The 15,345-nt window shown below is 56.5% G+C and carries 16 protein-coding genes, 1 other RNA gene and 1 riboswitch; of the genes, 9 read left to right on the top strand and 8 right to left on the bottom strand.

Going from position 1 to position 15,345, the window contains the following annotated elements; all coding sequences use genetic code 11:
* Positions 1–85: 85 nt before the first annotated feature.
* Both ACR0B3_RS17505 and ACR0B3_RS17500 read left to right on the top strand, forming a co-directional pair.
* Complete coding sequence (locus ACR0B3_RS17505; RefSeq protein ID WP_480810174.1) at positions 86–424, top strand: ArsR/SmtB family transcription factor; 339 nt, start codon at positions 86–88, stop codon at positions 422–424.
* On the top strand, positions 417–899 hold the full coding sequence (locus tag ACR0B3_RS17500; protein ID WP_480810173.1) for an SRPBCC family protein: 483 nt from the start codon (positions 417–419) through the stop codon (positions 897–899). The genes ACR0B3_RS17505 and ACR0B3_RS17500 overlap by 8 nt, the downstream gene beginning before the upstream one ends.
* A 22-nt stretch (positions 900–921) precedes the next feature.
* On the opposite strand, the gene recR is transcribed toward ACR0B3_RS17500, so the two are convergent.
* The 3 genes from recR to ACR0B3_RS17485 all read right to left on the bottom strand — a co-directional run bounded on the left by recR (position 922) and on the right by ACR0B3_RS17485 (position 3,856).
* Entirely contained in the window at positions 922–1,515 is a 594-nt protein-coding gene (gene recR, locus ACR0B3_RS17495) for a recombination mediator RecR (RefSeq protein WP_480810172.1), read from the bottom strand.
* 64 nt (positions 1,516–1,579) lie between these two features.
* Positions 1,580–1,924: a YbaB/EbfC family nucleoid-associated protein gene (locus ACR0B3_RS17490; protein WP_039529126.1), complete on the bottom strand. Its 345-nt coding sequence runs from the start codon at positions 1,922–1,924 to the stop codon at positions 1,580–1,582.
* Positions 1,925–2,104: 180 nt separating this feature from the next.
* Positions 2,105–3,856, bottom strand: a complete 1,752-nt coding sequence (locus ACR0B3_RS17485; protein ID WP_480810171.1) for a DNA polymerase III subunit gamma/tau — start codon at positions 3,854–3,856, stop codon at positions 2,105–2,107.
* A 170-nt stretch (positions 3,857–4,026) separates the two neighbouring features.
* On the opposite strand from ACR0B3_RS17485, the gene ACR0B3_RS17480 reads away from it, so the two are divergent.
* The gene (locus ACR0B3_RS17480) at positions 4,027–4,530 is read left to right on the top strand and encodes a phosphatase domain-containing protein (RefSeq protein ID WP_170687022.1); all 504 of its coding nucleotides are present in this window, start codon (positions 4,027–4,029) and stop codon (positions 4,528–4,530) included.
* Positions 4,531–4,533: 3 nt separating this feature from the next.
* Here the strand turns inward: ACR0B3_RS17480 and ACR0B3_RS17475 are convergent, their stop codons facing one another.
* Complete coding sequence (locus ACR0B3_RS17475; protein ID WP_480810170.1) at positions 4,534–4,941, bottom strand: hypothetical protein; 408 nt, start codon at positions 4,939–4,941, stop codon at positions 4,534–4,536.
* 84 nt (positions 4,942–5,025) lie between these two features.
* Positions 5,026–5,245: riboswitch (cobalamin riboswitch) on the bottom strand.
* A gap of 121 nt (positions 5,246–5,366) precedes the next feature.
* Between ACR0B3_RS17475 and ACR0B3_RS17470 the strand changes: the two genes are divergently transcribed.
* Positions 5,367–6,224, top strand: coding sequence for an alpha/beta hydrolase family protein (locus tag ACR0B3_RS17470; protein WP_480810169.1), 858 nt, complete (start codon positions 5,367–5,369; stop codon positions 6,222–6,224).
* A gap of 34 nt (positions 6,225–6,258) precedes the next feature.
* On the opposite strand, the gene rsgA is transcribed toward ACR0B3_RS17470, so the two are convergent.
* From rsgA to ACR0B3_RS17455, 3 genes are all read right to left on the bottom strand, one after another.
* Complete coding sequence (rsgA, locus tag ACR0B3_RS17465) at positions 6,259–7,287, bottom strand: ribosome small subunit-dependent GTPase A (protein WP_480810168.1); 1,029 nt, start codon at positions 7,285–7,287, stop codon at positions 6,259–6,261.
* A 159-nt stretch (positions 7,288–7,446) separates the two neighbouring features.
* Positions 7,447–7,545, bottom strand: an RNA gene (gene ffs, locus ACR0B3_RS17460) — signal recognition particle sRNA small type.
* Positions 7,546–7,583: 38 nt separating this feature from the next.
* Entirely contained in the window at positions 7,584–9,446 is a 1,863-nt protein-coding gene (locus ACR0B3_RS17455) for a bifunctional 2',3'-cyclic-nucleotide 2'-phosphodiesterase/3'-nucleotidase (protein ID WP_480810167.1), read from the bottom strand.
* A gap of 196 nt (positions 9,447–9,642) precedes the next feature.
* Between ACR0B3_RS17455 and nudC the strand changes: the two genes are divergently transcribed.
* From nudC to ACR0B3_RS17440, 3 genes are read left to right on the top strand one after another with little or no spacing between them, the layout of a single operon-like run.
* Positions 9,643–10,626 carry an NAD(+) diphosphatase gene (gene nudC / locus ACR0B3_RS17450; RefSeq protein ID WP_480810166.1) on the top strand — a complete coding sequence of 328 codons (984 nt, stop codon included), beginning with the start codon at positions 9,643–9,645 and terminating at the stop codon, positions 10,624–10,626.
* A 39-nt stretch (positions 10,627–10,665) separates the two neighbouring features.
* Positions 10,666–11,133: an SRPBCC family protein gene (locus tag ACR0B3_RS17445; RefSeq protein WP_480810165.1), complete on the top strand. Its 468-nt coding sequence runs from the start codon at positions 10,666–10,668 to the stop codon at positions 11,131–11,133.
* Positions 11,134–11,147: 14 nt separating this feature from the next.
* Positions 11,148–11,672 (top strand): N-acetyltransferase family protein, encoded by a 525-nt coding sequence (locus tag ACR0B3_RS17440; RefSeq protein ID WP_480810164.1) that lies wholly within the window; start codon positions 11,148–11,150, stop codon positions 11,670–11,672.
* 87 nt (positions 11,673–11,759) lie between these two features.
* On the opposite strand, the gene ACR0B3_RS17435 is transcribed toward ACR0B3_RS17440, so the two are convergent.
* Entirely contained in the window at positions 11,760–12,593 is an 834-nt protein-coding gene (locus ACR0B3_RS17435; protein ID WP_480810163.1) for a prephenate dehydratase, read from the bottom strand.
* A 121-nt stretch (positions 12,594–12,714) separates the two neighbouring features.
* On the opposite strand from ACR0B3_RS17435, the gene ACR0B3_RS17430 reads away from it, so the two are divergent.
* On the top strand, positions 12,715–13,224 hold the full coding sequence (locus ACR0B3_RS17430) for a c-type cytochrome (protein WP_170687030.1): 510 nt from the start codon (positions 12,715–12,717) through the stop codon (positions 13,222–13,224).
* Positions 13,225–13,400: 176 nt separating this feature from the next.
* Positions 13,401–15,344, top strand: coding sequence for an extracellular solute-binding protein (locus ACR0B3_RS17425; RefSeq protein WP_480810162.1), 1,944 nt, complete (start codon positions 13,401–13,403; stop codon positions 15,342–15,344).
* The last annotated feature ends 1 nt before the right edge of the window (position 15,345 follow it).

Raw genomic sequence — 15,345 nt, 5'->3', positions numbered from 1 at the left:
GAATTCGAGGATTTCAACTAGCTCGACAATCGCCACTTATATTTTACCAGTTGATTAATTAACCTATTGGTTTATTAGTGGACGTATGACCGAAGATGAAAGACTAGACTTTGCGTTTGCCGCCCTTGCCCACCCTGCACGCCGCGCAATGCTGGCGCGATTGGCGCAAGGTGAAGCAACAGTTAAAGAACTGGCTGAACCGTTTGATGTCAGCATGCCGGCAATCTCAAAACATCTTCGTGTTTTGGAAGAAGCCGGGCTGATCGAGCGTTCTCGAAATGCGCAGTTCCGACCCTGCCGACTAATCCCTGAGCCTCTGGAAGCGATTGCAAACTGGACCGACCAATACCGTCACATTTGGGAGGTTCGTTTTGAAGCGATGGAAAAACTACTGAGCGAGATAAAGGATTTGAAAGATGAATGATGCAGAAAACTGGGTACGCATTGTCCATGATTTCCAGACTCCGGCAACAAGGGTTTGGCGCATGTGGACCGATCCGGTGCTTTTTCAGAGATGGTATGGTCCCAAGGGTTTCTCGGTGCCAACAGCAGAAATCGATTTGCGTGTTGGCGGTGTACGAAAGATCTGCATGGAAATGAAAACGCCGGATAACACCATGAGAATGTGGTTCACTGGCGTATACAAAGAAATCTTTGAACCGTCCCGGCTGGTCTACACAGAGAGTATGTGCGACGAGGATGGGAATATTCTGTCGCCGAAAGATATGGGGATGCCCGAGGGAAGTCCGGATATCACCGAGGTGATTATTGATCTAGTCGAACAGGACGGCAGGACTCGGATGACAATGGTCCATAGGGGTGTACCTGCCGGAAGTGCTGGCGAAGGTGGATGGAAGCAAGCGTTCGAGAAGCTGGACGACATTCTCGATAAAGAATGATGGCTCGGCCCTAGCGTTTAGCTCAAATCTCTTTCCGTGCGCGCAGCGCTGCCGTAATGGTCCCGTCATCCAGATAATCCAACTCCCCCCCAATCGGCACACCCTGCGCCAGCGAAGTCAGGCGCACCTGACCCTCCAACTGATCCGCGATGTAATGCGCCGTTGTTTGGCCATCGACAGTGGCGTTCAGGGCGAGGATGATCTCGGTCACGCCTTCCGCCACAACCCGATCTTTCAATCGGGGAATACGCAGTTCATCCGGGCCGATCCCGTCTAGTGCCGACAGCGTCCCGCCCAACACGTGATAGCGGCCTTTGAACACGCCTGCGCGCTCCATCGCCCAGAGGTCAGCGACGTCTTCGACCACGCACAGCTCTCCGGTTGCGCGGGCTTCATTGTTGCAAATGTCGCAGATATCAGTGGTGCCCACGTTGCCGCAATTCAGGCATTCACGGGCGGTGGCGGCGACTTGCTGCATGACGTCCGACAAAGGCGTCAGCAGCAGGGCGCGTTTGCGGATCAGGTGCAGCACCGCGCGGCGCGCCGAACGAGGGCCAAGGCCGGGCAGTTTGGCCATCAGATCGATCAGGTTGTCGATATCGCTGTTCGAACTCACGGCGTTTGCTCCTGCAAATGGGCCGGGCTGGGATGCCCGGCCTTGATGTCGTCAGGAGTGTCTATCAGAACGGCAGCTTGATGTCTGCGGGCAGGCCCATGCTTTCGGTCAGCTTTGCCATCTCGGCCTGAGACCGCTCGGCCGCTTTGGTCTGAGCGTCCTTGATGGCGGCGAGGATGAGATCTTCGACAACTTCCTTGTCGTCGCCGTTGAAGATGGAGGGATCGATATCCAGACCTTTCAACTCACCCTTTGCAGTCGCTGTCGCCTTGACCAGACCGGCACCGGATTCGCCGACAACCATGATGGTGTTAAGCTCTTCCTGCATGTCGGTCATCTTGGTCTGCAAATCCTGCGCGGATTTCATCATCTTGGCCATATCGCCCAGACCGCCGAGTCCTTTGAGCATTATTGTTCTCCTGTCATTCGGTTTGAGGCTTAGATACGGGGGGTAACTGCGTGACACAAGAGGTCAGAGTGCTCCCGCCCGTCGTCAAGGTCTTTGGCAAGACCGCTCAGGGATATTGGCGTCAGCCGATGGCCCGTGGCGGGCGCGGGAGGGTTTGGGTTTTGCAATTGGGCGTCAATCCTACTCGAACGGGTCCCATTCGTCTTCGACCTCAGGCAGCGCCTCGGACTCGACTTTGGCCGCGCGTTGTTCGGGGGTTTCGATGTTTTTGATCCGGGCTTTCGGAAAATGGCTTAGAACGGCTTGCACCAGCGGGTGCTTTTCGGCCTCGGCCTTAAGCTCAAACTCGGCCGCATCGCGAAGCTCGGCAATCGTTGGCGCGTCGCCGTCGGATACAATCGAAACGGCCCAGCGGTTGCCCGTCCAGCGCTGCAGCGATGCGCCCAGCCGTTGAGACAGATCGGTCGGGGCATTGTCTGTGGGCGTGAATTCTATCCGGCCAGGCTGGTACGAGACCAGACGCACACCGTTTTCCACCTCAACCAAGAGTTTCACGTCCCGGTTTGCGCGGATCAGTTCGACCACATGTTCAAATGTCGGGTATCTCGCCAGCGCCGCCTGCACGTCCTGAGCTAGAGCAGCGGTTGGCCCGCCTGCCGTCCCACTTGCCGTTGAAGCATAGGCTGGTCGGGTCGACGCCTGAGGGGTCGCGCCTGCCGGACCGGGCGCGCTAATCCCATTGCCCGGACCACCACCGGGTGGCTGTGGTGTATCCTGCAGGCGTTTGATCAGCTCTTCCGGGCTAGGCAGATCAGCGACATGGGTCAGTCGGATCACTGCCATTTCTGCAGCCATCATTGCGTTTGGCGCGGCCGAGACCTCTTCCAGAGCCTTTAGCAGCATCTGCCACATGCGGGTCAGAACGCGCATCGGTAGGGCTTCGGCCATTTGCTGACCCCGGGCGCGTTCGTCCGGGGAAACGGTAGGGTCTTCGGCAGCATTCGGGGTGATTTTGACGACCGAGACCCAATGGGTGATCTCAGCCAGATCGCGCAGGACCGCCAATGGGTCTGCCCCTTCGGCATATTGCCCGCTAAGCTCGGTCAAGGCTCCTGCCGCGTCACCACGCAGGATCATATCCATCAGATCCAGAACACGGCCCCGGTCGGCCAGACCCAACATAGCGCGCACCTGATCGGCGCTGGTTTCACCCGCCCCGTGACTGATCGCCTGATCCAGCAGTGACGTTGCATCCCGCGCAGATCCTTCGGCGGCGCGGGTGATCAGAGCCAGTGCGTCGTCGGCGATCTGAGCTTTTTCCGACTCGGCGATCTTGCGCAAGAGGCCGATCATATCCTCGGGCTCGATCCGGCGCAGGTCGAAGCGCTGACAGCGCGACAGGACGGTCACCGGCACCTTGCGGATCTCGGTGGTCGCGAAGATGAACTTCACATGTTCGGGTGGTTCTTCCAGCGTCTTGAGCAGCGCGTTGAAAGCGCTGGTCGAGAGCATGTGAACCTCGTCGATGATGTAAATCTTGTAGCGGGCCGAGGCGGCGCGGTAGCGGACGCTATCGATGATCTCGCGGATATCATTTACGCCGGTCCGGCTGGCGGCGTCCATCTCCATCACGTCGACATGGCGGCCTTCCATGATTGAAACACAGTGTTCGCATTGGCCGCAGGGCTCGGTTGTCGGGTTGCCATTTCCGTCCGGACCGATGCAATTCATACCCTTGGCGATGATCCGGGCAGTGGTGGTCTTACCGGTGCCCCGAATGCCGGTCATGATGAAGGCTTGCGCGATCCGGTCCGCCTCGAACGCGTTTTTGAGCGTGCGCACCATCGCGTCCTGACCGACCAGATCGGCGAATGTTTCAGGGCGATATTTGCGGGCAAGAACCTGGTAGGCGGGGCTGGGCGTTTCGGTCATGTCTGCTCTGTCGGATTCGTGTTCCGACGCAGCGTAGAGGCCCCCGCCGCCCGCGTCCACAGCAAGCCGAGGCGATTTTCATTTTGGATTGTCGGCGGACCCGGTTAATATCGTACGGTCTGAGACCAGCAAAAAAGATTTTCTGATCCGCGTTTCGGGGGGAGCGTAGAATGTCTGAATTGGTTATCCATGCACTACAGGTTGGTGGCGGATCTCTTGCGCTAACCTCAATGCCCGGACGGGGCGGAGATTATATCGGCGATTTGGATGCTGTGGCCGGATGGAAACCGGGTCTGATCCTGTCAATGGCGACCGAGGTCGAGATGATCCTTGATGGCGCTCGGGATTTTGGCTCGGATGTTCGCGATCGCGCTTGCCGCTGGGTTCACTTGCCGGTCGAGGATTACGGTATTCCGACTCAGGACGTAAGCGAACGATGGGAACAGGCCAGTAAATCGGCCCGCCACGCACTGTCTGGCGGCGGGCGGGTATTGGTTCATTGCAAGGGCGGATGCGGCCGGTCGGGTATGGCTGTACTGCGCATAATGGTCGAGTGTGGGGAACACCCTGATACAGCACTAAAAAGGCTTCGTGCGTTGCGTCCATGTGCCGTTGAGACGGACGCGCAGATGCGCTGGGCGACTGCGCCAGCCAGCGTATTGGCGGGCGATTAGCGCTCAGGCCGATGGGCGGAATTCCTCTGGCGCGCGGGTCCCATTCGTGAGGGCAATCGCCTCAAGCATTGCGCATGGTGGGTGCGACATGAGGCTTGCGGGAACCGAGTCGATGTCACTGCCAAAAAGCAAATCAGCATAGTCATCAAGACATTTGATTGAGGTGTCTGCATCCGCGTCGCAGAATACCCGAATTTCGTCTGGACAAGCGCGAAAACGCGCCGTGCACCCGCCCGCGCAATGTGCCAGATCACAGCTTCCTTCGATTTCGAATCCTGCCGTTGTTGTTGGACCGACTTTTGCCATTGAAGCCGCCAGTGCCCGCGCCATTTGTGCCAGGGCAGGGCAGTTTTTACCGGTCCGTTGGCAAATTGTTGCCGAGAATTCGTGCGTGTTGGTCTTCCAGATCATTATGCGCCCTCCGCGCTGGTCGGGGCGACGGTCAGGAGGGACGGCAATTATGCAGTCTGGCCCTGCCCGGACACCCCGCCCGAGTTTCAGTTTCATTTGATGGCAGGTCTCCTGACTTGCGGGTCATTGCTTTGCCGACCTTCCCAGCCTTAATGGCCAGTGGCATTTCGACATCGCTCGCCGCTTACAGTTGCGGGGGCAGTCTCGGCCTTGGTTCATTCCGGTTATTCCGGGCAGAACCGCACCGTGTTCCCTTTTCATCCCGGCCCGAATGGGCGCGAGAACCATCATGTCATCGCTAGCGGCTGTGCCGGGCCCGAGTCAAGAAGATTGCATCCGGCACATGACGCAGGGTCCAGCTACGTCAACCTTGACTTGGGCGGCTCATGCTGAACTGATCAGTTCAGATGATTTCGGAGGGCACCATGTTGGACACTCAGCAGGCAATTGCGACCGAAGATTTCGAGTTTCGGTCCGGACCGGCAATGCTGTCGGCTCGGCTTTACCGCCCGATGGCCGAACCTGAAACGGCAGTTGTCATCAACAGCGCGACCGGAGTGCCCAGGGAATACTATCAACACTTCGCGCGATGGCTTGCGGAAGAGCACGCCATGGCGTGCCTGACGTATGATTATCGGGATTTCGGAAACTCGCTATCGGGATCGCAGAAGCGATCGGATGTTACCATGGCCGATTGGGCGTTGATCGATATTCCCGCTGCCCGGGCTGAGATGCGGCGCAGGTTTCCTCGGGCAAAGCTTTGGAGCATTGGTCATTCATTGGGCGGTATGTTTGGCCCGCTCCAATCCGATATCGAACAGGTCGACAGGATGATCTGTGTATGTTCTGGTCTGGTGACGTTCAAGGATCATCCCTGGCCATACCGCGCGTTGGCAGCGCTGTTCTGGTATGGGCACGCACCCTTGGCGGTCAAGGCACTTGGGTATCTTCCGGGAAAGGCCGTGGGTTTTGGCCCAAACCTGCCAGCGCAAGTGTACTGGCAATGGCGCAAGTGGTGCACCGCGCCTCAGAGCTATGTGCCAGAAATCGGAACGACTCTGCCCGCAAACCGTTGGGCAGAATACGGAAAGCAGGTTGATCTGTTTGCCTTTGTAGATGATCAGGTCGTGCCGCCCAAAGCGGTCTGGTGGCTTGCTGACCTGTACGGGACCGATGCGCAGCGGCATCTGCTCTCACCAAGTGAATTTGGACTGTCTCAGGTTGGTCATATCGGCGCCTTCGCACGGCGCAATGCGGCGGTCTGGCCCCGGCTGATCGCCTGAATGTACTGGGCACCGGAGGCCGGTGCCCAGACTTTCAAAGCCCTTTGCGAGACTTCTTTTCGGTCATCACGCTGCGAACCATCTTGCCGAACGCTTTGTCACGTGCGCGCGCCTGAGCGACGGTCGCTGAATTGTGCTGGTCTTCGCGTCGCAGCTTGCGCCAGCGGTCTAGCCGCGCGGGATTGAGTTCACCGGTTTCGATTGCAGATTGTACCGCGCAGCCGGGTTCAGAATCGTGCTGACAATCCGAGAAACGGCAGTTCCGGCTAAGATCCGTGATGTCCGAGAACACCTCGTCCACGCCCTCCTGCGCGTCCAGCAATCGCAGCGCGCGCATTCCGGGCGTATCGATCAGCCAGCCACCGTTGCGCATTTGGTGCAAAGCGCGCGCGGTTGTCGTGTGCCTGCCGCGCGCGTCATCTTCACGAATGCCCGCGGTCGCCTCATCCCGGCCTGTCATGCCGTTGGCAAGTGTCGTTTTCCCAACGCCGGACGATCCGACCAACGCGCTGGTTTGCCCCTTCGGGCACCAGGATAACACCTGTTCGATATCAGCGCGATCCAAGGCGTTGATCGCCAAAACCGTCAGGAATTGGCCAAGCGATTGGGCCTGATCAACATAAACACGCGCATCGTCGCAAATGTCTGACTTGGTCAGCACGATCACCGGATAACAGCCTGCCTGATGGGCCAAGGCAAGATAGCGTTCCAGCCGGGGCAGGCTGAAGTCGGCGTTACACGAACTGACGATGAATAGCACATCGACATTCGCCGCGATCAGCTGCGCAGAGGCACCCGTGCCTGCGGCTCGACGCTGCAAAAGGCTGCGCCGGTCCAGAGTGCGGATTATACGCGCGCTTTCATCCGCTAAAACCCAATCTCCGACAGCATAGGCTCCGGTTGAGTGATCGGGTGATAACAACAGCGTTTCGCCTTCTGGGCGCAGCCCGACAAGCCGATCGCGATGTACGCTTGCAACGCGGAACGGCAAGAGTGACGGATCAGCCGCGTGCTGAGCCGCAAAGTGAGAGGACCATCCGAGGTCCGATAAGGAAAGAAACATAGGTCTGCCTGTGATCAGAAACAGCAATCCCACCGGATGGCGGTCGCGCATCCGCTGGTGATGTGTTCAGGCAGTCAGTCGATCTGAAAGGATCAGAACCGGTCTGCCCGAAGGGTCATTGCTACACTCATAAACGCCCTCCTGCGGCTGATAGGTTCCAAGTGAGAGGTTGGACATCGACCCAAGCGGGGCTCGTTGTGGCTGCTTCCTTCCGGACCTGACCAGGTTGGCGAGGCGCTCGCCCGCGCCAACCTCTCACCGCTCATATAGGTGTAGTGCTTGAAAATGGCAACCCGTCAGAAAGCCAACTGGATACGCATAAATCCATCCGAATCGTCAGGCAGAACGCGAGGTTGATACTCTGCAAGCTCATCAAGATAGTTTCGTGCACCCGGTCCCGTGGTCAAAATCGCACCTCGCCCTTGATTTGGCGCGAAGGTAAAGGGGCGCGGCGCATTTTCCAAAGGATCAGGTGGTGCGGTGTCCGCCACGTATTGGCACAGGATGTCTTGTATGCTCAGCGGTGGCAGGTCTATAATTCGGGCCTCTTTAGCGATCGCGAAATGGCCACCACCGTTGGCACGATAGTTGTTGGTGGCCACAACAAATCTTTGGTCTGACTTGATCGGTTGCCCATCAAAGTTCAGATTTCGAATCCGGAAATGCGCCGGATCAATCAACCGCCCAATCACATCGAAACGGGCAGATTGAGAAAGATCGATCTGGTACGTCACCCCATGCAAAACATCGAAGTTAAAGCCAGGACGTTGAGCATCAGCAAGATTGACCAGGTGCTCAGAGGAAAGCTGCTTGAATACCCCAGCTGACATTTCAAGCCAGTCGCGAATCTGAGCACCCGTTGCCAACACCGCACGTAGTTCATTGGGAAAGAGGCTTAGATCAGCGATGTGACGAACCGAAATCTCTCCCGCCGGGATGTCGGTGTAATACTTGTTTCCGGCTCGACCTCCAAACTTCGCCGGGGCCGCTGCGGACAGGACGGGCAGATTTGCCCAATCAGTATCGACCAAATGGGGGCGCACAGCTGCCGCCTGTGCTGCGGCGATCAGCGCCAACCCCCGATCGGGAACGCAGTACGAGAGATAGCTGTGCAACGCGTGCGGGATTGATCCCACAGGTTTGGCAACTCTTTTGAGCGTCGCGATATGGCCTTTGTTAAAAAGACCTGCGATGTTTGGGCATTCGGGCGCTGCCGCTTCTGATTGCTTGACCGCCCGCGCTTCGACATGGCTGGAAGTGATGTGCCATGAATCCTCATTGTTCCGCGCAAGCATCAGATCGATGACTCCCAGATGGGAGCCGGCCCAACCGGGCATGACAACGGGCGTCCCATGAACAAGCCCCTGTTCGCTGTCGACAAACGGATATCCCGCGTGCGCCTTGCCGGGGAGTGTCAAATGGGTGTGGCCTGCAACGATCGCATCAATCTCTTGCATCTCGGCAAGTGGGATGATCGCGTTTTCCATTTCTGGCTCAGCCTTTGCCGAACCCAATCCGGTATGCGCAAGCGCGATGATCAGATCACAACCCGTTTTGCGAAGCTCCTGTGCAGCGTGTTTTGCCGCGATCAGAATGTCGGTCACATCGACCTGACCTTGCAGCATATGTGCTTCCCATTGAGCTGTCTGGGGTGGCAAGACAGACAATACCCCGATGCGGATCGGGACTTTCCGGCCATTCAGCGAGACGGTTCTTTGCAAGATTGAATATGCTTCCCAGCCCTGAGCTAGGTCCAGGGTCCGCAAATTGCTGCAGACCACTGGGCAGATGCTCTGGCTCGCGACGCTATTGACGAGGTCCAGCCCAAATCCGAAATCGTGGTTGCCCAATCCAACCGCGTCATAGCCCAAAGCATTGAACGCCTGAGGCAATGGATGGGCATCAGATGCAGCCTCGGCTGCCCACTCACCGAATGGTGTGCCTTGAAGGCTGTCGCCATTGTCGAACAACAGCACGAGCTTGCCTTCTCGCTGGGCCTGATTGCGTGCCTCGTGGATCAGACTGGCGGTGCACGCCAATCCAAGGGCCGGGGCAGGGCGATCTGAATAGTAATCATGTGACGTCAGATGCATGTGTAGGTCTGAGGTTGCAAGAATCCGAACCTGTGTGACGGCATCGGGATCAAGATTTTGGTGCATTAATTGCTTGGAATTCAATATTTTCAACTTCTGGCAGTCTTTGAAGTAACGGTTTCACCATGTGGTGGACTTAGTGCATTTTCCGGGGCAATGCTGCGGTCATTCCGCGGCAAGGGGAAAAAATATTTAAGCAATACCCGTTGCGCCCTCGGGATTGACGTGGCAGCCCTTTGCCCAGCACTCAGGAACGACAGGCATGATACGCGCAGAACAGGTGACATTTGGTGGCTCGGGATTGGATCGGGCAGGGTTGTTGCGGGGCGATTCGGACAAATTGGAACAGGCCCGCAGCGATCCTGCGGCCACGTGTCTGTTGCTTTGGCGCGGCAAACTGTTGGTTGAGGGCGATGCGCTGGACAAGCTTGCATTGCTGCCCCTCAAGCACAGAATCTTTCAGCAGGGCCTGACGGGCGTGATCAGCACGCCGATTCTGCTTGGAAACTCCGAGGATGGATCGCCGGTTTTCGCGATGGACATCTCGGATTGGACGGCTGAGGGGTTGGATCTGTCCGGCGTCGGGAATTTCGTGGATCAAACCGAACAACAACACCCCGATCTGCCCAAAGGCCATGTGTTTGCCGAGTTGCGGCGCATCATGACGCGGCTGAGCCCGCGGGATGCGGAGTTTGCCGCGACCGCCAAGGCGGTAATCGGCTGGCATGAGACACACAAGTTTTGCGCCCGGTGCGGTGCCCGCAGCGAGATGACTCAGGGTGGGTGGCAACGAAGTTGTCCGGCGTGCGGTGGGCAGCATTTCCCACGTACTGATCCTGTGGTCATTATGCTGATCACACATGGTAATTCAGTGCTGATGGGGCGCTCTCCGGGTTGGCCGGAAGGTATGTATTCGCTGCTGGCTGGGTTTGTGGAACCCGGCGAAACGCTTGAGGCCGCCGTTCGCCGCGAGGTGATGGAAGAGGCCGGGGTGCCAGTGGGCCAAGTACACTATCTCGCCAGCCAACCTTGGCCTTTCCCCGCATCGCTGATGTTTGGCTGTGCTGGTGAGGCGCTTTCACGGGATATTCAGATTGATCCCGTAGAGATCGAGGATGCGATGTGGGTCACCCGGACCGAGATGATGCAGGCCTTTGCGGGTGATCATCCAAAATTGCTGCCCGCTCGGAAAGGTGCGATTGCGCATTTTTTGTTGCAACACTGGCTTGCAGACACATTGGACTGACGAGAAACTGAACCCCATCTAGGGCAGAGAAATACAAACATGCAGTTTTCAGCGCAGGAAGATATCGAAGTTCCAATCGACTCGGTTTTTGCGATGGTGTCAGATTTTGAGCGCTTTGAACGCATGGCCTTGCGGCGCGGGGTTGATGTGCGGCGTGTGGTGGGCTCTGCTTTGCCGCAGGTTGGAAACACCTGGGAGACCGAGTTCAAAATACGCGGGAAACCTCGCCAGATCACGATCGAAATGACAGAATGTGATCAGCCTTCCCTGATGCGGTTTCAGTCAAGCAGCAAGGGAATGAACGGAGACACAGTGATCGAGCTTTTGGCCCTGTCGCAGCGCCGGACCCGCTTGCGAATAGAGACGTCAATGGGTGCTAAAACGCTACCCGCACGGTTATTGCTTCAATCCTTGAAGTTGGGTCAATCCCGGTTTCGGCGTCAGTTTCAAACCCGTCTCAGCGAATTCGCACGGGATATGGAAGAGCGGCACCTGCACGGTGTCTAACAGCGATCTAATTGATGAGCAGCTTTGAGAAACCTATCATACGAAATGTTGTCGAATCAGATGCCGAAGGCATATCCGAGGTTCTAAGCACTCTTGCCGCCGCCGGAAAGCGGACCAAACCCAGCGATGCTGCATTTGCTTTGGCGCACTACATCAGTGATCCCGAACGTATTCGGTGCTGCGTCGCTGTTGCTCCGAACGGAGAGGTGTTGGGATTTCAATCCCTGAAACTTGCCACCGAAAACGACCTTTACGGTGTCGCCGTCGGTTGGGGCATCATTGGGACACATATAAAACCCGCCGCGGCCCGGCGCGGGGTTGGCCGCGCGTTGTTTGACGTCTCTCTGCAGGCAGCTCGGCAAAAGGAATTGCCGGCCATTGACGCGACGATCGGGGACGAAAACGAAGAGGGGCTTGGTTATTACGAGGCCATGGGTTTCAGGGACACCGACGGATGGACGGCGCGGTCTGCAAAGTTTTTCGCATGGGGAACAGTTAGATCTGCCTCTAGCCCGACGCGATCTGAAAAGGCCTTCTAAAGGTCGCGGATCATCTCACCACAGAAAAAGCACAGCGGTAAAGTCTTTCTGGGCCACTCTCTTGAGGCGGCTAACCAATTGCACACTCTAGCCCCGAGGCTGCGCAGCCGGATACACCCCAAGAACTTCGACATTGGTCGTGAAATGCTCAAGCTCGTCCATCGCCAGCTTTACGTTTCGATCATCCGGATGGCCTACGATGTCGGCATAAAACTGGGTCGCAGTGAACGAACCATCAACCATATAGCTTTCCAGCTTTGTCATGTTGATACCGTTGGTGGCAAACCCACCCATCGCCTTGTACAGGGCCGCCGGAATGTTCCGCACCTGAAAAACAAAGCTGGTGATCATGCCGTGCTCGCCACGTCGCGTTTGATCGGCCTCGCGCGACATCACCAGAAAGCGCGTTGTGTTATCACCATGATCTTCAATGTGGCGGGCCAGTACATTCAGGCCATAGATTTCTCCCGCCAGTTCGCTCGCCAAAGCTGCGGAATTTTTGTCACCAATTTCGGCCACTTCACGCGCCGCACGGGCGTTGTCTGGGCTTACGCGGCCCCGAATGCCGTGCTGTTTCAAAAAACCCGCGCATTGCGGCAAAAGGACAAGGTGAGAGTGCGCCTCTGTGATGTCATCCAGCGTGGCGCCAGGTACTCCCAGCAGGTTGATATGCACGCGCACAAAGGCTTCGTCGATAATATGCAGCCCGCTGTGTGGCAGCAGGCGATGAATATCTGCGACACGGCCATAAGTGGTGTTTTCCACCGGAAGCATTGCCAGATCAGCGTCGCCGGATCGCACCGATTCGATCACATCTTCGAAAGTGCGGCAGGGTAGGGCATCCATATCCGGGCGCGCATTGCGGCAGGCCTCGTGACTATAAGCGCCGGGTTCCCCCTGAAATGCTATGCGATTGGTCATTTGGTCGTTTCCGTGCAACAAGTTCTTGAATTGGGCGTTTCGTCGCGGTGTCTATACCTTGCCTCTTCTTAGGGGAAGCCTTAGACACCCCCAAGACAGCTAAAGTGGACTCGCGATCAAAATGTTCGACACGATGACAGTTACCAAGGCCGCAGCCGGCCTGTTTGGCACCTTCCTTGTGCTGCTTCTGGCAAAATGGGGGGCGGATATCCTGTATAGCAGCGATAGCCACCATGCCGAAGCTTCTTACATTATCGAAACCGAAAGCTCGGGTGAAAGCGCTGACGGTGAAGAAGTGGTCTTTGAAGATATGTTGGCCGCAGCCGACCCCGAAAAAGGCGCACGCGTATTCCGCAAATGCACAGCCTGCCACAAGCTGGAAGATGGTGCAAACGGCACGGGCCCTTATCTATACGCTATTGTAGACCGCCCCGTTGCATCAGCTAAGGGATTCACAGGCTACTCACCGGCCATGCAAGCGCATGGTGGCAACTGGACACCAGAAGCACTGGATGCCTTCCTTGAACGCCCCAACGCCTATATTTCGGGCACATCGATGAGCTTTGCCGGGCTGAGAAAACCAGAAGAACGCGCCGATCTGATTGCGTATCTGCAGACCATCGGCAACTGATCTGTTGATCAGATTTGCAAGATTTCAAGCCGTTGCCTCGTGCAGCGGCTTTAATTTTTTGTCTGAGAAGAACTTCACAAAGCGTTCACGCATTCTAAACTTGCAACAGTAAGTGTTGGTCTTTTAGCAAGGCTTGCGCACATTAAGACGTCCGAAGGTCTCAAGGAGAGGTAGGCATGCCTAATAACCGCACCAAATCGTCGCTGACGAGTATGAAGCGAAGAACAGCTCTGCAGTTGTTAGGCGGAAGCGCGCTAGCCGCGGTGGCTCCCCCCCTAAATGGTGCGATGGCAGCGGGCGACGCGAATGGTAAAATCATCAAAGCGCACGGTTACTCGTTCTTTGGGGATCTCAAGTATCCACCCGACTTCAAACATTTTGCCTATGTGAATCCAAACGCACCGGTTGGCGGTGAGATATCGGTATCGTCGCGCGGAACCTTTGATGGAATGAATCGCTTTAACTGGCAGGGCAAAGCGGGGTTATACTCAGGCTTGATCGCGGAAAGTATGTTCGGCGATAGTCCCTTTGGCTCGGCTTCTCCGGCGGATTCAATCACCGAATCCTACGGTTTGCTTGCGAAATCCGTTGAATACCCAAGCACCAAGGAATGGTGCATTTTCTACATGCGCCCCGAGGCGCAGTTTGCGGATGGAACGCCTCTTACAGCTCATGATGCCGCCTTCACCCATGATCTGTTTCTTGAGCAGGGAATCCGAAGCTACGCCCGCGCCGTCAAGCAGCGCATCGAAGGCTATGAGATTATCGATGATCATACGATCAAGTACAATTTCGTTGATGGTATCTCGCGCAGGTCACTCATCTCGCAGGTCGGCGGGACGCCCGTATTCTCCAAAGCCTGGTACGAAAAGACCGGCGAACGCTTGGACAAGCAAAGCCTTGTGACCCCGATGGGGAGTGGCCCATATGTCTTGGATGACTATGAGATAAACCGCTACATCGTCTACCGCCGCAACCCGGATTATTGGGGCTGGCATTTACCGATCAATGTTGGCCGCCACAATTTTGAAACGGTCCGGGTCGAGTATTTTGCCGACGATGCGGCCGAGTTCGAAGCGTTCAAGGCGGGGATTTACACGTTCCGCGCAGAAGGAAGCACTAAGAAATGGGCGACGGGCTATGATTTCCCCGCTGTTCAGAACGGGTATGTAAAGCGTGAGAGCATTCCCGTGATGACCCCGCCATCGCCTTCCGGTTTCATCTTCAACATGCAGCGCGCGCCCTTTGACGACATCAAGGTTCGCGAGGCATTGGGTCTGGCATTCAACTTTGAATGGACCTCTGAATCGCTGCAGTTTGACTTGACCGAGCAGCGACATTCCTTCTCTGAGAACTCAGAGGTGGCAGCCGATGGCCTACCCGATGAGATGGAAACAGCCTTTTTGCGGTCACTTGGCGATTTGGTGCCCGAAGAAATTTTCACTCAGGAGGCGGTGCGCGCCCATACCTCTAACCCGAGCAGGACGGTTGACCGCCGAAACAAACGCACCGCGCTGAAATTGTTCGAAGAGGCTGGATGGACAGTTTCAAGCAGCGGCAAGCTAGAAGATGCCGAGGGTAAACCGCTTGCAATCACGATCATGCTCAATGCGTCGTCGTCTGATACCGCAGAAGCCATTGTGACGACCTACGCCTCAAATCTGGAAAGCTTTGGGATCGCTGTGACAGTCGAAAAGATCGACAGTGCGCAATGGATTCAGCGCTATTATGACAAAGATTTCGACATGATCTTTTTCCGCAACCAGCCTTTCCTTGAGGCAGGGACCGGTCTCAAACAGGCCTATGGTGCAGAGACGGCGGTTGTGTCGTCCTACAACCCGCAATCTTTGCAGAGCCCGCTGGTCGATGCGATTATCGATGCGTCTTTGGAAACGAAATCACGCGAAGAAGAAGTCGCCGCTTTAAAGTCTCTAGACCGCGTGCTGCGGTATCTGCGTATCCAGGTTCCAACTGGTTATGTATCGGATACATGGGTCGCTTATTACGATATGTTCGAACACCCCGAAGAATTGCCCCCGCTGGCTGTCGGGCAGTTTGACTTCTGGTGGTTTAATGATGAGAAGTACCAGAAACTAAAAGCAGCGGGCGCGGTGAGGTAAC

It is taken from the genome of Ruegeria sp. CE9 (assembly GCF_056537425.1).
This window is presented reverse-complemented; position numbering and strand designations above follow the sequence as displayed.